Source organism: Aeromonas sp. R5-1 (assembly GCF_040908265.1).
Taxonomy (GTDB): Bacteria; Pseudomonadota; Gammaproteobacteria; order Enterobacterales; family Aeromonadaceae; genus Aeromonas; species Aeromonas caviae.
Map to the genome: position 1 here is coordinate 1 of NZ_JBFODJ010000060.1, position 23,245 is coordinate 23,245.

The window sequence follows — 23,245 nt, forward strand, 5'->3', positions numbered from 1 at the left end:
AGGCATTTACGGGAGAAAAAATCGGCTCAAACTGAAAAAATGAAATGACTGAGTCAGCCGAGAAGAATTTCCCCGCTTATTCGCACCTTCCCTAGCTCTTTCTCCAAGGCAGCAAGATTATCTGGTATGGACTCGACATTATTCGCGTTTTTGCGCTCGGTATGATCGAAATAGATCGTAGAGCGAACGGCTTTCCAACCACCTCCCCAAGGGCGATGTGCATGTAATTTTCGAGCAGCATCAATCAGTTTTTCTCTTATCGCTATCTGGCTCCACATCCCTCGGAATGTATTCTCCATGATTTGACGCGCGGGAACCTCAATAGCGGGATCGCCGGAGGTGCCCAATTGTACCGCAACATCGATAAAAGCACTTCGCCACTGCACAAGCTCATCATGACTGGGGTGAAGTCCATAGTTTCTCGGCCGAGCACCAAACGCATTCATTCCAAATCCAGTCCAGCGATCTTCTAAGGTTGTCGCAAGCATCTTGAAACCCAACGCTATACGTCTAGGAACATCCGATGAAAAGCATTCATTCATGATGGTAATGCGTTGCTCTAACGTAGCGTGAGTACCAGACAGATATGCTTGGAAGAATTTGGTTATCTGGCTTCCTAGCGAGTTATTGTCATCATTCTCTTTCTCATAACCAGCCACATGAATAAGAAGTCTAATACAGCGATCGAATGCTCTCGATTCATATGCTAATAGCTGTAAAAGATTGATGATGGTTGCGGTATGTAGATTCTCACTCGTTGCACCGTCATGAATATCAGACGTAGTCAACACCATTTCGATCCTATCTAGCAGAGCTTCAGGTGCAACTGGCGCGATATAATTCAGCATTCTTTCAGATATATCGTTTAATTCTGTTAACCGCCCCAACAGCCCGTCGGGCTGAAGCCAACATTCAACAATCTCTTTCGCCACGGGATGATCGTGAAGCAGCCCTAACCTGTGTGCGAACGACATGAGTAAGCGTTGGTTGCCAAGAGTTTCAAAAGTCGCTCTTAGTTGATTAACCGGAATACAATTCAGTGCCGATGACGCCAGCCTGTTGGCAATGGCATGAGGTAAAATGGCCCGCCAATGGGCCCTCTTCTGTACAATATGGCGATCAGACAGCTTGCTTGTTGCTCGGAACAACTGGTTTGCGGAATACCCTGAGATAGAACCCAATACCTCCAGTTCGTTTTGACCTTCCTCAGCCGTTGAAACTGAAAATGAATAAACCAAAGACAATATTTCAGCCTGCGCCCGAAGGTCATCGTCCGGGCTCTTCCGCTGGTCAAACAATCGGTCAAATAACTGAACGTCAGAAAGTTGAGCCAAACTTTCACCTTCTTCCACTCTCTCGGCGATAGCCAGAGAAACCCGCGCATTGCCGTCAGCAAATTCGGCTATGCGGCGGGCGTTATTCCGACCAATAATGGGAAAGCGACGGATAAGAAGCTGCTCAGCCATCTCCGGTCCGATCGCTTCTATATGGATGACCTCTGTGGTCTGAGGCTTGTCATCTCTAATGTCATACTCGACAGTGATCAGGCTGATCGCACCTTTGGCCGCTACTTTACGGGCTAGGAGTGTGTGCAATTCAGAAGGGCAATTATCAAGGATCATAATGGCACGTCGCCCCTCAGCGATCAGTCGATCTAGCATTGCTGTTGCAGAGGGTTCCGGGCTTTCACCGGTATCAACATAAACTGCGATAGTCCGATCGAGCGCATCTGCTCCGACCGTTTCATCGAAAAGAGCCTGTAAGATTCGGGTCTTTCCAACACCGGATAATCCAGTGATACGAACAGCTTTATTGGTTGAGCTAATCAGTTCTCGCATTGGCCCGATAGCGTCCTGAATGGCTAGCTTTTGCCCCTTTCCGGATGGCAGAGTAATTGTCACCCCTGGCGCTGAAATCAAGGTATCTACTGACCCCTGAGGCGGATTGCTCCAAGCACCATATGGCTGCCACCCAGAATATCCCTGACCAAGCGTTTTTTTGGCCCAGAGCATGACTGACGGGTGCTGCCGCAACCATTGCGCTAGTTTAGAGCGGTCGTAAAAATCCAAGTGAATACTGGCCCCATGAGGATAATCCGCTACCGCATACTGCATTGCTTCGAGACGGTCCTCTTTCATAGGAGGAGAGCAATCATCACCCAAGCTAACGATGATATAACTCCCTCCCTTTGCCGCTTGTTCAGAGATCGTCGGTGATAATATCCCATCATTGGTCATTTCTGAGGTTATCGCAGCCCTCGGCATTGGATGCTTTTTGGCTTGAAAGATCGTATCAGGTCGTTCAATAAAGCCCGTGTTTATTTTTTCAACAGGCACTTGAACATGAACATCGATACCACCATCAGGAGCATTGATAGAGCCTGACCAGTGTACATAGGCAGGACTATAACCATGAGCAGCAATCTCAGCCTCGGCAAGGCGCGCGATCAACTCTTCGAGCTGAGTATCGGAAAAGCGGAGTAATTCATCTTTCTCAATATCAAAAATGGCCACGACACCTTCCCCCCAAATTGAACGCTCATATCATATTCGGAGGTAAGTCAGTAATCCATTTAATGAAAAGAACCATCGCCGCTTGAGAGCGAATTTTGCTCCGCAAACGATTGGAAAAAGAAAAGACGCCGCAAGGGCGTCTTTTTTACATTTTTATGTTTGAAGGATGAAAGGGCGTTAGCCGCTTATTCCCATTCGATGGTTGCAGGCGGCTTGCCGGAGACGTCGTACACCACGCGGGAGATACCGTTGATCTCGTTGATGATGCGATTCGACACGTGGCCGAGGAAGTCGTACGGCAGGTGAGCCCAGTGGGCGGTCATGAAGTCGATGGTCTCGACGGCGCGCAGCGCAATGACCCAGTCGTACTTGCGGCCATCGCCCATGACGCCGACGGAGCGCACCGGCAGGAAGACGGCGAACGCCTGGCTGACCTGGTTGTAGAGGTCGGCCTTGCGCAGCTCTTCGATGAAGATGGCGTCAGCCTTGCGCAGCAAGTCGCAGTACTCTTTCTTCACTTCGCCAAGCACGCGCACGCCCAGGCCCGGACCCGGGAAGGGGTGACGGTAGAGCATGTCGTAGGGCAGGCCGAGTTCGAGGCCGACACGGCGCACTTCGTCCTTGAACAGCTCGCGCAGCGGCTCCACCAGACCCATCTTCATCTCTTCCGGCAGGCCGCCGACGTTGTGGTGAGACTTGATGACGTGGGCCTTGCCGGTCTTGCTGGCAGCGGATTCGATGACGTCCGGGTAGATGGTGCCCTGGGCCAGCCACTTGGCATTCTTGAGCTTCTTGGACTCGTCGTCGAACACGTCGACGAAGACGCGGCCGATGGTCTTGCGCTTGGCTTCCGGCTCGTCGATGCCCGCGAGGGCGGAGAGGAAGCGCTCTTCGGCGTCGACCTTGATGATGTTCAGGCCGAAGTGATCGCCGAACATGTCCATCACCTGCTGGCCTTCGTTCAGGCGCAGCAGGCCGTTGTCGACGAAGACGCAGGTGAGGCGATCGCCGATGGCGCGGTGCACCAGCATGGCGACCACGGAGGAGTCCACGCCGCCGGAGAGGCCCAGGATCACCTCGTCGTCACCCACCTGCTCGCGAATGCGGGCGACGGCGTCATCGATGATGGTGGCCGGGGTCCAGAGGCACTCGCAGCCGCAGATGTCCTTGACGAAGTGCTCCAGCATGCGGGCACCCTGACGGGTGTGGGTCACTTCCGGGTGGAACTGCACGCCGTAGAAGCGCTTGGCTTCGTCGGCCATGGCGGCGTGGGGGCAGGTGGCGGTCTGGGCGATGGTGGTGAAGCCGGCGGGGATCTCGGTGACCTTGTCGCCGTGGCTCATCCAGACATCCAGCAGGGCATTGCCGTTGTCGGCAATGGCGTCTTCGATGTTGCGCAAGAGAGCGCTGGTCTTGCCGGACTGGCCCAGCACTTCGACCTGGGCGTAGCCGAATTCACGCAGGTTGGAGGACTGCACCTTGCCGCCGAGCTGCTCGGACATGGTCTGCATGCCGTAGCAGATACCGAACACCGGCACACCGGCGTTGAACACGTACTCGGGGGCGCGCGGGCTGCCCGCCTCGGTCACGGATTCCGGGCCGCCGGAGAGGATGATGCCGCTCGGGTTGAACTCGCGGATCTGCTCTTCGGTTACGTCCCAGGCCCACAGCTCGCAGTAGACGCCGATTTCACGGACGCGACGGGCGATGAGCTGGGTGTACTGGGAACCGAAATCCAGGATAAGGATACGGTGGGCGTGAATGTCTTTAGTCATTTTATTCCTGCATCAGGCTGATGTTGTCACAAAAAGCACGGGATAAAAAAAGGTGGAAAAACGGGGCGCAGAGCCCCGTTTCATCAGCCCATCCGGTAGTTGGGGGCTTCTTTGGTAATGGTCACGTCGTGAACGTGGGACTCTTTCATCCCGGCGCCCGAGATGCGCACGAACTCGGCCTTGGTGCGCATGTCGTCGATGGTCGCGCTGCCGGTCAGACCCATGGAGGAGCGCAGGCCGCCCATCTGCTGGTGGATGATCTCTTTGAGGCGGCCCTTGTACGGCACGCGCCCTTCGATCCCTTCCGGCACCAGCTTGTCGGCGGCGTTGTCGGTCTGGAAGTAACGGTCGCTGGAGCCCTTGGACATGGCACCCAGAGAGCCCATGCCGCGGTAGGACTTGAAGGAGCGGCCCTGATAGAGCTCGATCTCGCCCGGCGCCTCTTCGGTACCGGCAAACATGGAGCCCACCATGACGCAGCTTGCGCCCGCGGCGATGGCCTTGGCCACATCGCCGGAGAAGCGGATGCCGCCATCGGCAATCACCGGCACGCCGGTGCCTTCCAGGGCGTCGACGGCGTCGGAGATGGCGGTGATCTGGGGCACGCCCACGCCGGTCACGATACGGGTAGTACAGATGGAGCCCGGGCCGATACCGACCTTGACGGCGTTGACACCCGCTTCCACCAGCGCCTTGGCGCCCGCGGCAGTGGCGACGTTGCCGCCGATGATTTGCAGGTCAGGATAGGCTTCACGGGTCGCCTTGATGCGATCCAGCACGCCCTGGGAGTGGCCGTGGGAGGAGTCAATCAGCAGCACGTCCACACCGGCTTCCACCAGGGCGGCGACGCGCTCTTCGTTGCCGGCACCGGCACCGACGGCGGCACCGACCCGCAGACGGCCACGCTCGTCTTTACAGGCGTTGGGCTTGCGCTCGGCTTTCTGGAAGTCCTTCACGGTGATCATGCCCTTGAGCTTGAAGTCGCCGTTGACCACCAGCACCTTCTCGATGCGGTGCTTTTGCATCAGGGCCACCACCTCTTCACGAGGGGCCCCTTCACGCACGGTCACCAGACGATCTTTCTGGGTCATGATCTGTTCGACGGTCTGGGAGAGATCGATGACGAAGCGCACGTCACGGCCGGTGATGATGCCCACCAGCTGGTTGCCGTCAGTCACCACGGGGTAACCGGCGAAACCGTTCTTGTGGCTCAGCTCCTTGATCTGGGCGATGGTCATGTCAGGGCGCACGGTAACGGGATCGCTGACCACGCCGCTCTCGTACTTCTTGACCTTGCGCACTTCGGCAGCCTGCTGCTCGATGGACATGTTCTTGTGAATGAAGCCGATGCCGCCTTCCTGGGCCAGTGCGATAGCCAGACGGGCTTCGGTCACTGTGTCCATGGCAGCGGAGATCATCGGGATATTCAGCGTGATCGCAGACGTGAGCTTGGTACGCAGGTCGGCGGTATTGGGGAGAACAGTGGAGTGGGCTGGAACCAACAGTACATCGTCGAAGGTCAGCGCTTCTTTGGCAATCCTGAGCATGGCAATATCTCACCGTTGAGGAGTGGGGGTGTAAAATATTGCCGACAAATTTTACTCATGCATTGGGCAGTGGTAAAGAAGTTTTTTGAATTTTTTATGGCGTAGCCCGATTTAACGCCACCAACAGGGCAAAAAACCAATAAATTCAGCCGTAACCATGCCGTTTTTCCCGACAAGATGATCTTTTTTGCCGTTGAGCCCCTTTCTGCCGCCAGTCTCCCGGAACGGCCTTTTTCCCTCTCAGCCGTCAGCCAGACCGGCTGTCAGTTCCCCTGATAGCGGCCCGGCTTGTGCCAGTTCATCAGCATGGCGTTCATGGCCAGCGCACTCAGGGTTGACCAGAGCAGCAGGGGAAGCGGCAGGGTGAGCAGAGAGAGCGCAAACACCAGCACATCCAGCACCATCTGGCTCTTTCCCGCATTGATGCCGGTGCGCCGTTGCAGCCAGAGCGTCACCACGCCGGTGCCCCCCACGGAGGCATTGTGACGCGCCAGAGACAAGACCCCCATGCCGAGGAAGGTTCCCCCCACCAGGGCGGCAAACAGGGGATGGACATAGCTCACCGTCAGCAGCAGCGGCACCGCCTGGGTGGCCGCCGAGAGGGCGACGTTGACGATCAGCGTCTTGAGGGTGAAGGCGCGCCCCATGGTGACGTAGCAGAACACCATGAAGGGCAGGTTCACCAGGAAGAAGAGCACGCCGATGGGCAGGGTGCTGACATGGGCGATCAGCAGGGCGATGCCCGCGATGCCACCGGTGATCATGCCGGAACACTTGAGCAGATTGAGCCCCACGGCGATAAACATGACCCCGAGCACCATGCCGTAGACATCGTCCTTGAGGGTATGGGCCAGCCCCCTGCCCGCAGCCGCTGGCTGCATGGTCATTTCACCTTCCATATGACTCCTTAGATCCGATTTGATGGTGGCATCCGTTGCCCGACAACCAGGCCGCGTTGGGGCTGATGGCGGCGACCCGTTCACCTTGCCGTCCCCACCCCCCAATCTTGCGCTCCCCCGCCCCCTGATCTCGCCATCATGGGGATGACAAGGCACAGCAAAAAGAGCGCCAATCAAAACAAGAGTCCGCGATAACATAAATAATCGGATTTAAATTCCGACAAATGCGCAATATGCAGGTAGAATCCACCACTTCCGTGATCGGCCATCACAGTGGCGCAGCATGTTTACCCGCGTCACCGAAAAAGGCCTCGTGCTATCCCCTTCACAGCCCGGTTTTTCGGCAGATCATGTCGATAGGATGCCGCTTTTCAGCATGGATGATGCTTGTCATGGGGGAAGCCCGGGGGCCATACGGCGTGTTTCTTCGGGGCGGGTTCCAGGGGCGGATGTGGATGTCGCGCACCAATAAAGAGCAATTGCACCAATATAGAGCAGCCGAGTGGCACAGTTTGCCTTGCACCGCAGCGCAAAGACGACATGGGCACCGCTTTGCTCACTGCCATGAGCACAGCAATGAGCACTCCAATATGCAGAGCATGAAGTGACTCGGGCGGCGGATGCACCACTTCCCTTCCCTCTAGCCCCCTGCCCATGAGCGTGCTGGTCGCGAGTCCACAGGTCTGCCCATCCACCAGCCCCCGCAGCCAGAGCCAGAGCCAGAGCCCCATCAGGATGGGGCATCCATTCAGGCATAGGCAGAAGGCAGAATAAAAAAGTCGGCCCGAAGGCCGACTCGCTGCACCCTGTGACAGGGCTTCCTTACTTGAGGTATTTGCCGTCAGCACCGACCTTGCCCGGGCCGTTCAGTACCCAGACCCGCGCCGAATAGGCGGGCACCGCAAAGCTCAGGCTGCCGTTGCTGACGCTCTGGCTCGCACCGGTTACCGCGTCCGTGTAGGTGCCGTTCTTCAGGCCACTCAGGTTTATCTGCTGGGCCGAGTTGGCCGCAAGGCCCACGGCGGCGTAGCTCCCTTCGGCACTCAGATCACGCACGAAGCTGATGCCGCTCCCCCACTCGTTCACCTGGCTCATGGGCGCTTTTTGCAGGGCGGGCACCGCCTTGCGGATCTGGTTCAAGCGCTTGATGTGCTGATAAAGCGGGTGGCTCGGGGTGGCGGGGTTGTCCAGCACCTCCCCGTAGTAGGCACGACCGGTCTGATCCACCGTCATGGTGGCCCCATCGATATCCTGGGGCTTGCCCGCCTGGAACATCACCTCCTCCCCGTAGTAGAGGGTCGGGATCCCCCGCGCCGTCCAGAGCAGGTTGTAGGTCATGGCCGCATTCCCCTCTTCCCCGCCGTAGCGGTACTTGAAGTCGTTGTCCGGCCCCACGTCATGGTTCTGGAAGAAGGTGATGAGCTTGGTGGCATCCCCATAGACCCAGTCCATGGCGAAAATCCCCCCTACCCCGCCAAAGTTCCCCCGGGTGACGTTGTCACGGAAGGTGGAGAAGAGGGAGAAGTCCAGCACAGAGAGGCCGGAATCGCCCCCTGCACGGGGATTGGCCGGGTTCGGCGTGGTGCGGGTATACCACCAGGGGCGGATCACCGCCGAGGCATTGTCGTTGGCCAGCTCAGAGCCCCAGCCGGTGCCCTTGACCAGGTTTTCGCCAAAGACGAACAGCCCCGGCTTGTGGGCCTGCCAGTCATGGACATAGGTCAGCAGTTCGTCCCGCTCGATGTGCTTCAAGGTATCGATACGAATCGCATCCACCCCCATGTCGAGGTACTGACGAATGGCGCCGTTGAGGTAGTCCTTGACGTTCTGGTTGCCGGTGGCGAGATCGATGCAGTCCCCCGCCATGTGCTTGCGCTGCAGGGCGAGCGGGCTCTCCCAGTCACCGCCGGACATGAAACCGTCCAGGTGATACCAGGCGGGATCCAGGGTCTGGGCGTCGATGCCGAAGAAGCGGTTGGGGTTGTAGCCTGCGCTCGGCACGGTGGCGCCGGTCTTGGGATCTACCAGGGGCTGGGTGCCCGCCGGATCGGACTGGCAGCGAGCCTTGTACCAGTCGGGCGCCGCCGGGTTGTCGTCGTCACAGCGGTTGGCACTGGCGTAATCCCCAAGATTGCCCTGATAGGGGCCATTGTTGATGAGTCCCTGGCTCGACCCCGCCGGTACGTAGTATTTGACGGGCAGGCGATCGATCCAGGTCTTGCCGCGCAGGCCGTACTGGCTCGAGTGGTTGAGCACCACGTCCTGGATCACCTTGAGCCCCTTGGCGTGGGCCGCCTGGATGAACTCCCGGTAACCCGCCCCCGGCGACTCCAGACGGGGATCGACCCGGTAGAAGTCGTAGGCATGGTAGCCGTGGTAGTCGAGGCCGGAGCGGTTCTCCACCGGCGGCGTCACCCAGATGGCGGTGAAGCCGAGATCCTTGATGTAGTCGAGCTTGGCGATCAAACCCTTGAAGTCGCCACGCCACTGGGGATCCCCCGCCTTGTAGCGATCCCGGTTGTAGTAGTTGTTGCTGGCATCGCCATCATAGAAGCGGGCAGTCAGCAGGAAGTAGATGCTCTCGGCGCGAAAATCGCCGCTCGCCACCCCCTGCTCGCCGATACGGTACTCGAAGCGCTGCTCGCGCTGATTGCCGCTGGCGTCGATGGCAAGGGTGCGGATCACCAGATCGGTGCCGCTCCCCTTGTCACTCGCCACCAGGGGCTGACCTGCATAGCGGGCCGATGCCGTGGTGGGCTGGCTGCCGTCCGTCGTGAAATGCACGGCGGGGGCGCTGTCCTGATCGTCGCTCACTCCCAGGGTGATGGACTGACTGTCCACATAACTCCCCGGGGACGGGGTGGCCGTCACCGTGGGGGCCTGCAGATCGGCCCCGGCCAGCTTCTCCACCTCGATGGCCTTGCGCAGGCTGTCAAAGCAGATGCGATAACTGGTGTTGGCGCTGACCAGGTAATCCTGGGCCGGATACGCCTCGGTCCAGTCCCCCTTGTGGTCAATCTTGAAGCGGGGGTTGTTGCTGCCAAAGGCCTGCTCGGTGCAGAAGGTGGTGCCATCCTCGCTGGTCATGGGGGTGAGCCCCCAGTTGTTGGCCGTGCCCCGGAAGTACCAGCTGTCGCTGCTCTGTCCTGCCCCGACCACCACGCTCACGCTGCTGCTGCCCTTGGCGCCTTGATCGTCGGTGACCGTGAGGCCATAGGTGAAGGTGCCGGTCTGGGTGGTGTTGACGACGATGCTCTCCGTGGTCTCGCCGCTGCTCCACAGATAGCTCGCGATCTGGCCGTCGGGATCCGTGGAGTCGCTGCCGCTCAAGGTGAGCGACGCCCCCTGGGTCACGTTCACCGTCCCCCCCGGGGTGATGACCGCGAGCGGCGGCTGGTTGTCATCCCCGAGGGGGGTGATGCTGTAGGCCAGGGTCTGATCGTTGACCTGGATGCGCACCGTGCCCACGGCGCTCCAGAAGATGTCGCCGCCACTTTTCTCCAGCACGCCGTCGCCGTTGCTGTCGCCAAAGTTGACGGCCCAGTCCCCAGCCTGATCAAACTTGAGGCGCTGGCTCGCCTTGCCATCCAGGTAGGCTTCCACCTGCCACAGGTGATCCCCTACCAGGGTCATGGGGAGGCTGGCCCAGCCGTTGAAGGTGCCGCGCACGTTGAGCTGCGGCAAGGTGCTGGCAAACCCCGAGGCCTCGCAACTGGCCACCGCCGTCGCGCTCACCGCCTGGGTGCTCGCGTTGATGCGGATCTGGTACGCCGTGTTGGCATTGACCCCGTAGTCGGCCGCCGGGTAGCTCTGCTGCCAGTTGCCGTACCTGTCTATCTTGAAGCGCGGGCCGCCGCTGGCATCCCCGCTCACGAAGCGCTGACAGGTATCAAAATTGACGCCGTCCGTCGACGTCATGGCGGTCGCCGCCCATCCATTCGCGGTGCCCCGGAAGAACCACTCCGCCGCCGTGCTCGGCGCCGTGATCAGGGTTCCCAACAATCCGGCCGCGAGTATCCATCTAGCCATTGATAGTCCTTTATTTTCATTGTTTGTGTGTGATGCCGGTGTGTCCCGGCATTCCCCCATCCGCAACGTCCCGCCTTCAGATGAGCCCGACCAGTCTAGAGTCCCCCATGGCCAATTCATGGCCAACACGCGCAAAATGTGACCACTGTCGACCTCGTCATGGGCTGTATGTGATTGATAGCGCTTTCATTTCCTGGCGCAGAAGTGAGGGGCGCCCCCATCGGGGAGAGCAAGATGGCCGCCCTCCACGACCACCTCGGGCACAGGGTCAGCCCCTGCCTCCTGCACGGCGCCGTTGCCATCGGGGACGCTTGCCCCCATGATGCAATCCCCCTTGCCATCTCGGGCAACAGGGCGGTTCATTCAGGGAGAAACGATGAGACCATCGGATTACGGGAGATTGCTCGCGCTGGCAGCCATCTGGGGTGCCAGCTTTTTGTTCATGCGCATCGCGGCGCCGGCGTTCGGCTCGGTCAACACCACCTTCCTGCGGGTCTTCTTCGCCCTCGTCGGGCTCGCCGCCATGCTCCTGCTGCTGCGCACCCCCATGCAGTTTCAGGGCAAGCTCAAATCCATCATGGTGCTTGGCATCATCAACTCCGGCGTCCCCTTCCTGATGTATGCGGTGGCGGCCCTCTGGCTGCCCGCGGGGTATTCCGCCATCCTCAACGCCACCACGCCCCTGATGGGCGCCCTCATCGGCTTCTCCTTCTTTCACGAGACGCTGACCTTGCGCAAGTGGGCCGGGGTCATGCTGGGGCTGGTGGGCATCGGGCTCATCACCACCACCGGGGAGGTCGACCTGAGCGGCCAACTTGCCATCGGGGTGCTGGCCTGCCTCATCGCCACCGCCTGCTATGGCTGCGCCGGCTTTCTGACGAGACGCTGGGTCACCGAGCGGGGAGGCCTGGACGCCAAACTGGTGGCCTTTGGCAGCCAGATAGGGGCCGTCCTCTTCCTGCTTCCCTTCTTCGGCTACACCCTGGCGACCGGCCCCGCCGTCGACTGGGCCCAGCCTTGGGTCTGGGCCAGCGTGCTGGCGGTCGGCTTCCTCTGCACCGCCTTCGCCTATCTGCTCTATTTCAGGCTGATCGCCGACATCGGCCCCCTGCGAAGTCTCACTGTCACCTTCCTCATTCCGCCCTTCGGCATCCTGTGGGGCTATCTGGTGCTGGGGGAAACCCTCACCGGCGGCTTCGTGTTCGGCGGCGCCGTGGTCTGCCTCGCGGTCTGGCTGGTGACCAGCCCCGCCAGAGCCGTCAAGTCGGCCAAGGCACAAGCCTAGGCTCCGCGTCATCTGCCGGGCCCATGGCTCGGCAGATGGGCGCAACTGGGGTAAGATGACCCCCATCGTTTCTCCCGCCCCGGCGGACACCACAGCAGGGCCAGCCTTGAATCACCTCGAACCCGCCAGTCAGAGCAGACAACAGCAGATCTTCACCGTCACCCGCCTCAACAGCGCCGTGCGCATGATCCTGGAGCAGGATCTGGGGCTGGTGTGGCTCACCGGCGAGCTCTCCAACCTCGCGATGCCAAGTTCCGGCCACTGGTACTTCTCCCTCAAGGACATGTCGGCCCAGGTGCGCTGCGCCATGTTCAAGGGCAACAACCGCCGGGTGCCGTTCCGTCCCCAGGATGGCATGCAGGTGCTGGTGCAGGCGCGAGTCTCCCTCTATGAACCCCGGGGCGACTACCAGCTCATCATCGAGTCCATGCAGCCCGCCGGGGATGGCATGCTGGCCCTGCGCTTCGAGGAGCTCAAGCGCCGCCTCGGGGCCGAAGGGCTCTTTGACGAAGGGCGCAAGCGCCCCTTGCCCCGGGAACCCCGCGCCGTCGGGCTGGTCACCTCCGCCACAGGCGCCGCCCTGCACGACATGCTGACCGTCTTGCGCCGCCGCGCCCCGGACTTGCCCGTTTTCATCTACCCGACCCAGGTGCAGGGGAGCGCCGCCACCGCCCAGATCGTCTCGGCCATCATGCTTGCCAATCGCCGCGCCGAGGTGGATGTGCTCATCGTCGGACGCGGCGGCGGTTCCCTTGAAGATCTCTGGTGCTTCAACGAAGAGGCGGTGGCACGGGCCATCGCAGGCTCCGCCATCCCCGTGGTGAGCGCCGTAGGACACGAGGTGGACGTCACCATCAGCGACTTTGCCGCCGACCTTCGTGCCCCCACCCCCTCTGCCGCCGCCGAGCTGGTGGCGCCGGACAGGAGCACCCGCGCCCAGCGCCTCGTGCACCTGCGCCAGCGGCTCACCCAGGCCATGAGCCGTCACCAGGTCGCCGCCCGCCATGGCTTCGTCCTGCTGCAGAAGCGGCTCGATCATCAGGATCCCAAGCGACGGCTGGAGCAGCAGTCCCAGCGCCTCGACGAGCTCGACCGCCGCTTGCAGCAGCACCTGCGTGATCGCCTGCACCAGGGGGAGCGGCGCCTCGCGGGCCTCGCCATGCGCCTGCAGGCCAGAAGCCCCGAAAAGCTGCTGGCCATCGGCAAACGTCGTCACCAGCTTGCCGAGGAGCGCCTCCATGCCCTCATCGCAAAACGCCAGGATCTCGCCCGCCACCGCCTCGCCATGCTGGGAGCCCGCCTCGACGGCATCAGCCCGCTGGCCACCCTGGGGCGCGGTTACGCCATCGTGCGCACCCCCTCCGGGGAGGTGATCCGCCGCGCATCCCAGGTCAATGCAGGCCAGACCCTGATCACCACCCTCGCAGAGGGAGCGCTGCGAGTGCGGGTGGACGAAGTCGACAACCGCTGACAAAAAGCGGGGGCTTGCACCAGGCCCCCGCCACCTTTCTGTGCTCCGATAGCCCGTTATACCAGGGCATGACCGGCCATCTTGCCCGGGTGGCCGGATGGTTTCTCGCCCCCCTTGATCCCCCCCGGTGGATTGCACCTCAGATACTCGAACAACCCGGCCTGCAGATTGACGTTCCAGAAACGCCCCGCCAGGGTGAGGGCGAGACGCTCGGCCGAGAGTCGTGCCAGCCCGTGTCGCTGCCAGGCCTCAAAGAGCGGCATCAGGTGGGAGACCAGCCCCGGTGGCAATTGCGACAACGCCAGCCATCCGGTATCGAGCCCCCCTCGCAGCAGCCCATCGAGACGGGCATCGGGATTGGGCCTCATCACCATGCCGGGAGCACGCACGCCCCCCGCCTGCGCCTCATGCCAGGGCGCCAGATCCCGGCCATACATGAGGCCGTGGCCGTGAATGTTGCCCCCCGCCCCTGCGCCGAAGGGCAGGATCTCGGCGCCCCACTTGGCCATCTGGTTGTAGCGGCTCTGCTCGGCATCGGTGCGCCGCCAGTGGCTGCAGGAGAGCCGCTCCCAGCCCCCCGCCTCCAGCGTCCGTGCCCCGTCGGCATACATGACTGCCCGCTGCTGGCCATCGGCGGCCCAGCCCAGGGTGCCTTTCTCGTCGGCGCGCGCCAGGTTGGTGCCCGCCATGGAGATGAGTTGATAGAGATCCACCCCGTGCACCCCGCTCGCCATCACATCCGCGATATCCTGGCGCCACACGGCCTCATCCTGCCCCGGCAGACCGAAGATGAGATCCGCCACGATCACCGCCTCGTTGTGGCGGGTCAGCGCCGCCAGCCGGGACAGCAAGGTCTCCCTGTCATCGAAGCGGGCCGCCTGCTGGCGCACGCGGGTATCAAAACTCTGCACGCCGAACGAGAAACGATTGAAGCCACCCGCCAGGGCCGTCTGCCACTTCTCGTCATCAAAGCCGTTGAGCCGCCCCTCCAGGGTCAGCTCCGCATCCACGGTCAGGGGAAAACGGCGGATGGCGCTGGCCAGGCGGGCGAGATCGCCCGCCGCCATGTCGGTCGGCGTGCCGCCCCCCACATAGACCGCCGAGAAAGGCCGGCTCTGGACGAGCGGCGTCTCGGCTGCCTGGCGCAGCGACCCGCAGAGTGCCTCCATGTAGCGGCTCATGCGCGCCGGATTGGCGCCGTTTTCGAAGAAGTTGCAAAAACTGCAGCGCTTGCGGCAAAACGGGATATGGATATAGAGCGCTCGGGCCTTGGCCTCGCTCTCCTGCTGCCACCAGGCTTGCCAGCCGGCATCGTCCAGCATCAGGGGGGCGGCCCCTCCCCGGCTGGCATGGGCCGACGTCTTGGCGGTGAAGGCGAATTTGAGGGGATCCGGGGTACAAAGCCCCGTCATGGTCGAAGAAAGCTGGAGAGTCGTCACTGGGGTTACCCTGCGTAAATAACGCAAATGATAACGAATATCAGTTGCAGGTATTTGTGCTGGATCAAGTCGGGAAGGATTGAGCCGTCACTCTGTCCCCATCAGGGCAGCAGCGCGTCAGGCAAGGAAGACGTGAAACAACAAGGGAAGAGAGCCACTCTCCCACTGGAGAGTGGTGGCACACACGGGATCAGGCGGTTGATTCAAGGCTCCCGACGGGAGCGCCGCGCCGATACCGGCTGACGGGGTCAGCCATTGCCGATGATGATGGCAACCCGGCGATTTTCCGCTCGTCCGGCAGCGGTCGCGTTGTCAGCGATGGGCGCCTCTTCTCCGCGGCCACGGATATCCAGGTTCCCCTGGGGCATACCCACCGACACCAGGACATCGGCCACCGACCGTGCCCGCTTGAGGGAGAGTTGCTGGTTGTAGGCCTCATCACCGTTGGAGTCGGTATGACCGTCCACCCGGGCCCGGTTCAGTCCTACCTCAATCAGGGCCTTGCCGAGTTTCTCCACCACCTGGCGGGTCTCGGGGTTGAGGGCCCCCACATTGTTGGCGAACAGCACCTTGTTGGAGATATCCAGGGTCCATCCCTGGTCGGTCAGGTGAAATCCCTGCTCCTTCAAGGCGGCGATCTGCTCCGCCGTGAGCCCCTGGGGAGGGCTCTGGCACGCCGCCAGCACACTCAGCAACAGTGCCACCAGGCCCGCTTTGATCGGGTTCAACATGCGCATTCTTATCATCCTTTCACTATTTCCGGTTCAACTTCACGTGCTCGTTTTTCGTGTTTCTCTCTCCTCCCTGCGTTGTCGTTTGGCTTGATACATGGCGTCGTCTGCCCATTGCAGCAGGGCATCCGCCGTCTTCCCCTGCTCGGGATAGCGGGCAGAGCCGATGCTGATCCCCACCCCGAGATGGCGACCGTCACTCAATACCACGGGGGTGTTCATGGCCTGCTGCACTCGCCCTATCACCTCGCGCACCTCGTCCTCCCCATGGATCGGGGTCAGGAGGATGACGAACTCATCTCCCCCCAGCCGGCAGACCAGATCCAGGGGCCTGAGCTGATGCTGCACACGCCGCGCCACTGCGATCAGCACTTCGTCGCCGATGCTGTGGCCCAGGTTGTCATTGATCTGCTTGAAACGATCGCAATCCAGATAGAGCAGGGCAAAACCTTCATGCCCCTTGTTGCCTGCCAGGATGGCCTGCTCCATGCGAGCCTCGAACAGAGCGCGGTTGGGCAGACCGGTCAGGGGATCATGGGTTGCCTGATGCAGCAGGCTGGCGTTCTCCCGCTTCTGGTGGGCCTGCCAGGCTTCCAGCTCATCGAGCAGCGAATTGAAATCCTCACCCAGCTCGTGCAGCTCGGCGATATTGGCCGCCGGCACCCGCACCTTGAGGGCCCGCTGGCGGCTGACGTTGTAAGCCACCTCGGTCAGGGCCTTGAGGGGTGCCGTGATGGAGCGTTGCATCCGGCGCGCCACATGGAGTGCCCCGAGAATACTGATGAGCAGGCACACCAGGGTAGCCAGCAAGGTCTGCAACAGGAATCGCAGCAGGTACTGGCCGTGACCGACCAGATGCACCCTGGCTATCTCCTTGTGCTCGCGCACCATGGGGAGCGCCACGGGCCCCGGCAGGATCAGGCGGGCCAGGTGCTGCTCCAGGGTGGTCCAGGGGGTAGTGATGTCCCGGCGCCAGCTCGCCAGCACCTGGCCGTCCGGCAGCACTATGCTGGCGCTGGCTATGTCTTCCCGGGAGGTGATGGTCTCCAGGGCATCCAGTGCCGCCTCCTTGTCATGGAAGACCACGGCCGCCTCAGTGGTGTAGCTGATGGCCCGCGCCACCAGCTTGAGGTTGTGATCCGCATAAAGGCGCAGCGCCAGCAGCGCCGTGACGGTCAGAAACAGCCCTGCCATGCAGACGGCAGTCAGGGAGATCATCATGTGGGTGCGCCCCAGACTCTGTCGCAAGGTAAGCCGGGGAGTGGCGTGATGGACCGTCATCGCACCTCCTCATCGGCTCGCGCCAGCTTGAGCACGGCCGGGTGCACTCGCACGCCACTGCGGGCCAGCGCATCCAGATTGACCCGAAAACGCACCCTCTCCTCCCCGGCCTGCAGACAGAAGACCGCATCGGCGATGCACTCGCGGCTCTGCTCGCTGATGCTGAGGATGGCGTGACCGCGCAGGCGTTCGAACAGGGAGAGGCGCTGCGCCGGTGCCAGCACCCCCAGATAGATGACATCGCAGCGCTGGATCAGCGCCTCATCGTCCATGTCGTAGCGATGGACCTCCACCGGTCGGCCATTGGCCTGCCGTTCGATGGTCAGAAGGGATGACGCATATTCCGTCGGCGCCGTGATGCAGAGCCGAAGTCTGGCGGGCTCGCTGGGCCAGCGGGTGTAACTGAGGATATCGAGCACAGTCTGGCGCACCATGTCGCTGCGCGCCTCGGCGGAGGTTGCCGCCATGGCCTGGTTTGCCAGCATCAGCATGCAGCACAGTGGCGCCAGCCACATCAGTAACCGGAGGTAACAAAACATCTGCATGGTGCCCGCGAGAGTGTCCAGGTCGGCGCCGGGGTAACCCGACGCCCATGATGAGAGTGCCTGCATGGCACCGCACCGAGCTTACCAGCCGGGTGGCCAGCCCCCAGAGGCAAGTGGCACGGTTGCGTCACCGGGTGTCGCAGCCGTGCCTGCAAGGCGCTCAATGCTCCAGGCAGACACCGTCCATCAACACTACTTCTTGCCAATCCCATATTCGCGCAGCTTGTTGGCGATGGCAGTATGGGAGACACCGAGCCGCTTGGCCAGTTGGCGGGTGGAGGGGAACGCCGGGTAGAGCCGCTCCAGCAGGCGGCTCTCGAAACGCTTCACCGCCTCGTCAAGCCCCCCTTCGAACCACTCGTCGATGAGCGGCATGGCATCGGCCGCCACCGGCAAGTCCACGTGCTCGGGTCCAATCTCGTCCCCTTCCAGCAGGGTCATGGCCCGATAGAGGCAGTTGCGCAGCTGGCGCACGTTGCCGGGCCAGCGGTAGACGGTGAGGTACTCGGCCATGTTGCGGGTAAAGCGCGGACGCGGGCGCTGCAGTTCGCTCGCAAAGCGCGACACGAACTGCTGGGCCAGGGCCATGATGTCCGCCTTGCGCTCGCGCAGCGGCGGCAGATTGAGGCTAAGCACATTGAGGCGGTAGTAGAGATCTTCGCGAAACTTCCCTTCATGAACCAGATCCAGCAACTGCTTCTGGGTGGTGCAGATGAAGCGCACGTTGACCCTCACCTCCTGCTCGTCACCGACCCGGCGAAACACGCCATCTTGCAGCACCCGCAGGAACTTGGTCTGCAGATGGGGGGACATGTCGCCGATCTCGTCCAGCATCAGGGTGCCGCCGCTGGCCAGCTCCAGCACCCCACGCTTGCCCTCGGTGTTGTTGCCAAAGGCGCCGGGGGCATAGCCGAACAGCTCGCTCTCGGCCACGTTGTCCGGCATGGCCGCACAGTTGAGCGCCATGAAGGGGTGGCTGGAGCGCAGGCTGGCGCCGTGGCAGGCCCGGGCCAGCAACTCCTTGCCGGTGCCGGTCTCTCCCACGATGAGCAAGGGGGCGTCCTGCATCGCGAGCTTGGCTGCCTGGGCCAGCACCTCTTTCATCTTCTGGCTCTCGGCCTGGAGGTGCTCAAAGCCCCCCACTTCCACCGCGTGCAGGGCACTGAAGTGCATGCCGACCCGGCGGGCGGATTTGAGCACCACCACGGCGCCGGCCAGAGCCTGCTTGCCCTTCTCTTCGGCCACGAACAGCGGCATCAGATCGCCCAGGTACTCTTCGCCACCGAGGCTCAGCTTGCAGGTCTGGGGCTTGATCTCCCCCGACTCCAGCCAACGGCCAAACGAGAAGCCCTTGACCAGGGAGGCGATCGCCACGCCGCGCACCTCGTCCGGTGGCAACGCCAGGGTGGTGAGGGCGGCCTGGTTGGCCTGGGTCACCCGCCCCTTGCTGTCGAGGGAGAAAACCAGGTCCGGCAGCGCCTTGAGCAGGGCCTCTATCTCGTGGTGCTCCCGCTCGGAGGGCATGTAGGGGATGGTCTTGACGTCATAGACGCCGGGAATGCGGCGAATTTCCGGCATCAGATGCTGAAAGTCACGGAACTCCAGCTCGGGGAAATTGAGATAGATGATGCCTGAGGTATCGATTTCGATGCCGCGCAGATCGATGTTGTGCTCCACCAGTCGGTCGAGCAATTCCCGGGTCAGGCCCAGACGGTCTTCACAGCTGACTTCAAGACGCATTCGGCACACACTTCCTAGCTAACATTCTGAATAACGGGATAATACAGACTCGATCCCGCCAGTGCGAGCGCTCCCCCACAAAAATGCGGGCCTGCCCCGCTTTCACCGGGCAGGCCCTGTCTGCGTTGGCGCCAGACGGCGGTTACTTCATCAGACCGTCGGTGCGGGCTGCCATGATGAAATCGTTGCGATGCAAGCCGCCTATCTTGTGGGTCCACCAGCTCACGGTCACCTTGCCCCATTCGAGCAAGATCGCCGGATGATGGAACTCCGCCTCCGCCAGTTCTCCGAGGCGGTTGGTGAACGCCAGCCCCTCCTTGAAGTTGCGAAACACAAATTCACGCCGCAGTTGAAGCTCGCCGTTGACCACCAGGGGCTGCCAGTCGGGGATGAGGTGCATCAGCTCCCCCAGCTCCTGATCGCTCACCCTGGGGGCATCGGCGCGGCACGCCTCGCATCGTTGACTCGCCAGTTCAGTCATTCGGGACTCCTTTCATGAAACATCGTGGGAATGAATACGGGTCAGCTCGCCTGCTTGCCGGCAACGGGGGCAAAGCGGGGTGGACGCAGGCCAAGACGACGGGCCTCGGCCACGGCCGCCATGATCCCCTGCCCCTCCAGACCATAGAGGGTATCGAGACGAGGCAGCACGAAATAGGTCGGCTGCATGATGTCGATGCGATAGGGGGTACGCAGGATCTCCAGCAGATCGAAGGGTTGCAGTTCGGGCTTGCCCGAGAGGGCATAGGCGGTCTCGCCGATGGAGGAGAGAATGCCGCCGCCGTAGATACGCAGCCCCTCCTCCCCCTGCAGGAGACCGAACTCCACCGTGAACCAGTAGAGCCGCGCCAGATAGACCCGCTCCTCCTTGCTCGCATGGAGTCCGAGCCGACCATACAGGTGGGTGAAGTGGGCAAAGGCCGGGTTGGTCAGCATGGCGCAGTGGCCGAAGATCTCGTGGAAGATGTCGGGCTCTTGCAGGTAGTCGAGCTCGTCCCGGCGGCGAATGAAGGTGGCGACGGGAAAACGGCGATCAGCGAGCAGCGCGAAGAAGTGATCAAAGGAGATGAGGGCCGGCACCGCCGCCACCGACCAGCCGGTGGCGGGCATCAGGGCGGCGTTGATCTCGCCCAGCTGGGGGATGCGGTCCAGAGGCAGGTCGAGGCGTGCCAACCCGGCCTGGTATTCGTCGCAGGCCTTGCCATCGAGCGCCGCAAGCTGGCGTGCAATCAGGATCCGCCAGGTGCCGTGCTCCTCGTCCGTGTAGTGGATCCGGCCCTGCCCATCCGGTTGGCGGGCCGTGTAGAGACTTGCCATGAGTGCTCCCATCCTTCGGGTGCCAGCCGCCATCCGGGCGGTCACTGGCCGTTGAGTCATGGGATCACTGTAACGGTTTGCCCCTCAAAAAAGCAGCCGACCCCGGGGTCGGCTGCTTTTGACAATTGTAAATAATTTGTGACATTCATGTCGGGTGCCAGCCACCTCACGACTTGTTGAGATAACCCGCCAACTGGCCGATCAGCCGCTTGCGCAGCTCGCCCAGTTTCGGCTTCTCGTCGGCACACCAGGGGAGCGGACGACAGGCTTCCATGGTACGCATCCCGAGGCGCGCGGTGAGCAACCCGGCCCCGACCCCTTGGGCGGCGCGGGCGGAGAGCTTGGCGGTCAGCTCGGCCCCCAGCAGATCCATCCCCACCTCGGTCACCAGCTCGGTGGCTCCCGCATAGAGCATGTTGCGAAACACCTGACGGATGAGGCGGATGCGGCTCCAGTAGCCGAGCTCGATGGCATAGACATCGGCGATGTCCTCGATCATCCGCAGGTTGCGCCAGAGCATCAGCATCATGTCGACGGTGGCGAGCGGGCTCAAGGCCACCAGCACGGCGGCCTCCCCCGACCATTTGGCGACGCGGGCCTGGGCCAGCTTGTCCCGCTCGGTGAGCACCAGCTGGCTGTAGAGGGTCAGCACTTCCCGATCGCTGTGGCTCTCGTCAAGCTGGGTTAACCAGGTGCGATACCCTTCCCTCCCCTTGTCACCGCTCTTCTCGGCCAGGGCCTCGCAGAAGGCCTGCCCCTGACCGACCCCTTGATGGGCCAGCAGATCCTCGGCTCTTGAGCGCACATCCTGGCGTCGCTTCAAGGTGCGCAGCCGCAGCCATTCGCGCCCCGCCACCCCGGCGGTGCCCACCGCCACCAGGCCGGAGGCGAGCAGCCAGGCGCCGCCCCAGAAGGGGGAGGCGGCAAACTGATCCACCAGAAAAGCGCCAAACTGGCCAAGGGACAGCAGCCCCACCCCGCCCAGCCCCCAGGCCAGCAGACGATGACGGCGCCGAGGCCTGACGTGAAGCGCGGGTTCCACCTCGGTGAGCTCGTCCAGCGCGTCCAGAGGCTCGAAGCTCTCCTCTTCCAGCCGCCGGGCCGGGGCCGGTGGTTGCGCTTCGCTTGCCATCGAGGGCGCGGGCTCCAGCGTCACCTTGCCTTGCAGGGGAGCGGCGTCATCGGTGCGCCATCTTGTCTGATCGTTCATCGCATTCTCTCCTGTGGGCGCCCCTCGATCACCGCGGGCCACCCACCCGTTATTCGAGGTGATCCCCGAGCAGGAATTCCAGCGCCGCATCGAGCCGGATATGGGGGAGCGCCTGATGAGCGCTCATGGGCAGCGGGCGAAAGGCCTGAAAATCAAACCCTTGAGTTTTCCACCACTGCGCAGGCGGGATCTGGGCAGGCACCTCCCCCGGGAAGAGCAGCAAGGGCTCGCCCGAGAGGGTAGTGCCACGAATGGCGGGAAATTCCCGTCCGTCTGCCACCCCCTTGCCCACCTCGGTGGCCTTGATGGCGGCCAGCGCCAGGCATTCGGTCTCTATCCCCTCGAAGCGGGCCTGACCCCGGCCACGGCTCACCAGATGCTGCAGGAGCGACACCAGAGGCCCGTGCTGCTCCGGCGTGACGTGATCGGCCTTGCTCGCCACAAACAGCAGCTTGTCGATGCGCGGGGCGAACAGACGGCGCCACCAGTTGCTCTTGCCGTAGGCGAAGCTTTCCATGATGCGGGCGATGGCCTGCTGCATGTCACCAAAGCTCGCGGCACCGGCATTGAGGGGCGCCAGGCAGTCCACCAGCACGATCTGGCGATCAAAGCCTGCAAAGTGCTGCTCATAGAAGCCCTGTACCAGATGCTGCTTGTACTGCTCGAAGCGCTGCTTGAAGGTGGCGTAGAGAGTGCCGTCTTCGGGGGAGTGCGTGGGCATCTCCCACACCCAGGGCACGAATTGCAACAGCGGCGCACCGGCATACTCGCCGGGCAACACGAAACGCCCGGGCTGGATGAGGTGAAGCCCGAGATCCTGCTTGCAGGCGTGCAGATAATCGGTGTAGCGGGCGGCCAGTTCGCTGGCGGCCCGCTCCTCGAAGGCTTGATCTGCCTGCCAGAGCGGCGTCAACCAGCCTGCCGCCAGGGCTTGCAGCTCGGGGCGGCACAGTTGCTCCCGCACCTGCTCGCTCCACTGCTTGTAGTTCAGATCCAGCAGCGGCAAATCCAGCAGCCACTCCCCGGGATAATCCACCAGATCCACATAGAGGGTGGAGATCTCCCCCAGGTGCCGACGCAGCGGATGGCGGGTGCGATAACGGATCTCGAGGCGTACCTCGGCCACCCCCCGGGTCGGCGCGGGCCAGGCGGGCGGATCGCCAAACAGGGCATCGAGGCCCCGTTCATAGGGAAAGGTGGGAATGTGGGCGTTTTGCTGGGGCACCCGGCGAGCACCGAGGATGCGTCCCTGACGCTGGGCGTCCCAGAGTGGCAGACGACCGTCGATGGCCGCGTGCTCCAGTTGATTGACCAGCGCCGTGATAAACGCGGTCTTGCCACTGCGAGAGAGGCCGGTGACCGCCAGCCGGATGTGGCGATCCCGGGCCCGGTTCACCGCGTCAACGGCCTTGTGCTGGAGCACAGACCAGGAGTGTTCAAGTTTGTTGCGTATCAAGGCGGGT

The 23,245-nt window shown here is 62.2% G+C and carries 17 protein-coding genes; 2 read left to right on the plus strand and 15 right to left on the minus strand.

What is annotated here, in order from left to right; all coding sequences use genetic code 11:
* Positions 1–53 precede the first annotated feature (53 nt).
* The 6 genes from AB5Y64_RS09325 to AB5Y64_RS09350 form a co-directional block, all read right to left on the minus strand.
* A complete protein-coding gene (locus AB5Y64_RS09325; protein WP_368203665.1) occupies positions 54–2,513 on the minus strand; it encodes a hypothetical protein in 2,460 nt (819 codons plus the stop codon).
* Between the two features lie 185 nt (positions 2,514–2,698).
* Complete coding sequence (gene guaA, locus AB5Y64_RS09330) at positions 2,699–4,288, minus strand: glutamine-hydrolyzing GMP synthase (RefSeq protein ID WP_042863789.1); 1,590 nt, start codon at positions 4,286–4,288, stop codon at positions 2,699–2,701.
* Positions 4,289–4,371: 83 nt separating this feature from the next.
* Positions 4,372–5,835: an IMP dehydrogenase gene (guaB, locus tag AB5Y64_RS09335; RefSeq protein WP_010674549.1), complete on the minus strand. Its 1,464-nt coding sequence runs from the start codon at positions 5,833–5,835 to the stop codon at positions 4,372–4,374.
* A gap of 263 nt (positions 5,836–6,098) precedes the next feature.
* On the minus strand, positions 6,099–6,734 hold the full coding sequence (locus tag AB5Y64_RS09340; RefSeq protein ID WP_010674548.1) for a YitT family protein: 636 nt from the start codon (positions 6,732–6,734) through the stop codon (positions 6,099–6,101).
* 822 nt (positions 6,735–7,556) lie between these two features.
* Positions 7,557–10,763, minus strand: coding sequence for an alpha-amylase family glycosyl hydrolase (locus AB5Y64_RS09345; protein WP_368203668.1), 3,207 nt, complete (start codon positions 10,761–10,763; stop codon positions 7,557–7,559).
* A gap of 186 nt (positions 10,764–10,949) precedes the next feature.
* Positions 10,950–11,084, minus strand: a complete 135-nt coding sequence (locus AB5Y64_RS09350) for a hypothetical protein (RefSeq protein WP_268843373.1) — start codon at positions 11,082–11,084, stop codon at positions 10,950–10,952.
* A 55-nt stretch (positions 11,085–11,139) separates the two neighbouring features.
* Between AB5Y64_RS09350 and AB5Y64_RS09355 the strand changes: the two genes are divergently transcribed.
* Both AB5Y64_RS09355 and xseA read left to right on the plus strand, forming a co-directional pair.
* Entirely contained in the window at positions 11,140–12,048 is a 909-nt protein-coding gene (locus tag AB5Y64_RS09355; RefSeq protein ID WP_368203670.1) for a DMT family transporter, read from the plus strand.
* Between the two features lie 106 nt (positions 12,049–12,154).
* The gene (gene xseA / locus AB5Y64_RS09360; RefSeq protein ID WP_368203672.1) at positions 12,155–13,519 is read left to right on the plus strand and encodes an exodeoxyribonuclease VII large subunit; all 1,365 of its coding nucleotides are present in this window, start codon (positions 12,155–12,157) and stop codon (positions 13,517–13,519) included.
* Between the two features lie 56 nt (positions 13,520–13,575).
* Here xseA and hutW read toward each other — a convergent pair whose 3' ends face one another.
* From hutW to AB5Y64_RS09405, 9 genes are all read right to left on the minus strand, one after another.
* Positions 13,576–14,931: a heme anaerobic degradation radical SAM methyltransferase ChuW/HutW gene (gene hutW / locus AB5Y64_RS09365; protein ID WP_368203686.1), complete on the minus strand. Its 1,356-nt coding sequence runs from the start codon at positions 14,929–14,931 to the stop codon at positions 13,576–13,578.
* Between the two features lie 275 nt (positions 14,932–15,206).
* A complete protein-coding gene (locus AB5Y64_RS09370; RefSeq protein WP_368203673.1) occupies positions 15,207–15,695 on the minus strand; it encodes an OmpA family protein in 489 nt (162 codons plus the stop codon).
* Between the two features lie 33 nt (positions 15,696–15,728).
* Positions 15,729–16,970 (minus strand): diguanylate cyclase, encoded by a 1,242-nt coding sequence (locus AB5Y64_RS09375; protein WP_279982798.1) that lies wholly within the window; start codon positions 16,968–16,970, stop codon positions 15,729–15,731.
* Entirely contained in the window at positions 16,967–17,509 is a 543-nt protein-coding gene (locus tag AB5Y64_RS09380) for a YfiR family protein (RefSeq protein ID WP_269429286.1), read from the minus strand. Before AB5Y64_RS09380 ends, AB5Y64_RS09375 begins: the two co-directional genes overlap by 4 nt.
* Positions 17,510–17,707: 198 nt before the next feature.
* Positions 17,708–19,255 (minus strand): transcriptional regulator TyrR, encoded by a 1,548-nt coding sequence (gene tyrR, locus AB5Y64_RS09385; RefSeq protein WP_368203675.1) that lies wholly within the window; start codon positions 19,253–19,255, stop codon positions 17,708–17,710.
* Positions 19,256–19,397: 142 nt separating this feature from the next.
* The gene (locus AB5Y64_RS09390; RefSeq protein ID WP_010674539.1) at positions 19,398–19,736 is read right to left on the minus strand and encodes a 4a-hydroxytetrahydrobiopterin dehydratase; all 339 of its coding nucleotides are present in this window, start codon (positions 19,734–19,736) and stop codon (positions 19,398–19,400) included.
* 41 nt (positions 19,737–19,777) lie between these two features.
* Positions 19,778–20,572, minus strand: a complete 795-nt coding sequence (gene phhA / locus AB5Y64_RS09395) for a phenylalanine 4-monooxygenase (RefSeq protein WP_041215282.1) — start codon at positions 20,570–20,572, stop codon at positions 19,778–19,780.
* Positions 20,573–20,738: 166 nt separating this feature from the next.
* On the minus strand, positions 20,739–21,782 hold the full coding sequence (locus AB5Y64_RS09400; RefSeq protein WP_183148520.1) for a YcjF family protein: 1,044 nt from the start codon (positions 21,780–21,782) through the stop codon (positions 20,739–20,741).
* A gap of 49 nt (positions 21,783–21,831) precedes the next feature.
* The gene (locus AB5Y64_RS09405; RefSeq protein ID WP_103858955.1) at positions 21,832–23,238 is read right to left on the minus strand and encodes a YcjX family protein; all 1,407 of its coding nucleotides are present in this window, start codon (positions 23,236–23,238) and stop codon (positions 21,832–21,834) included.
* Positions 23,239–23,245 lie beyond the last annotated feature (7 nt).

Bases quoted from the DNA above. Each gene is read 5' to 3' on its own strand.
- guaA (WP_042863789.1), bottom strand. From the start codon at position 4,288: ATGACTAAAGACATTCACGCCCACCGTATCCTTATCCTGGATTTCGGT.
- guaB (WP_010674549.1), bottom strand. From the start codon at position 5,835: ATGCTCAGGATTGCCAAAGAAGCGCTGACCTTCGACGATGTACTGTTG.
- AB5Y64_RS09340 (WP_010674548.1), bottom strand. From the start codon at position 6,734: ATGGAAGGTGAAATGACCATGCAGCCAGCGGCTGCGGGCAGGGGGCTG.
- AB5Y64_RS09345 (WP_368203668.1), bottom strand. From the start codon at position 10,763: ATGGCTAGATGGATACTCGCGGCCGGATTGTTGGGAACCCTGATCACG.
- AB5Y64_RS09350 (WP_268843373.1), bottom strand. From the start codon at position 11,084: ATGGGGGCAAGCGTCCCCGATGGCAACGGCGCCGTGCAGGAGGCAGGG.
- AB5Y64_RS09355 (WP_368203670.1), top strand. From the start codon at position 11,140: ATGAGACCATCGGATTACGGGAGATTGCTCGCGCTGGCAGCCATCTGG.
- hutW (WP_368203686.1), bottom strand. From the start codon at position 14,931: ATGACGGGGCTTTGTACCCCGGATCCCCTCAAATTCGCCTTCACCGCC.
- AB5Y64_RS09370 (WP_368203673.1), bottom strand. From the start codon at position 15,695: ATGCGCATGTTGAACCCGATCAAAGCGGGCCTGGTGGCACTGTTGCTG.
- AB5Y64_RS09375 (WP_279982798.1), bottom strand. From the start codon at position 16,970: ATGACGGTCCATCACGCCACTCCCCGGCTTACCTTGCGACAGAGTCTG.
- AB5Y64_RS09380 (WP_269429286.1), bottom strand. From the start codon at position 17,509: ATGTTTTGTTACCTCCGGTTACTGATGTGGCTGGCGCCACTGTGCTGC.
- tyrR (WP_368203675.1), bottom strand. From the start codon at position 19,255: ATGCGTCTTGAAGTCAGCTGTGAAGACCGTCTGGGCCTGACCCGGGAA.
- AB5Y64_RS09390 (WP_010674539.1), bottom strand. From the start codon at position 19,736: ATGACTGAACTGGCGAGTCAACGATGCGAGGCGTGCCGCGCCGATGCC.
- phhA (WP_041215282.1), bottom strand. From the start codon at position 20,572: ATGGCAAGTCTCTACACGGCCCGCCAACCGGATGGGCAGGGCCGGATC.
- AB5Y64_RS09400 (WP_183148520.1), bottom strand. From the start codon at position 21,782: ATGAACGATCAGACAAGATGGCGCACCGATGACGCCGCTCCCCTGCAA.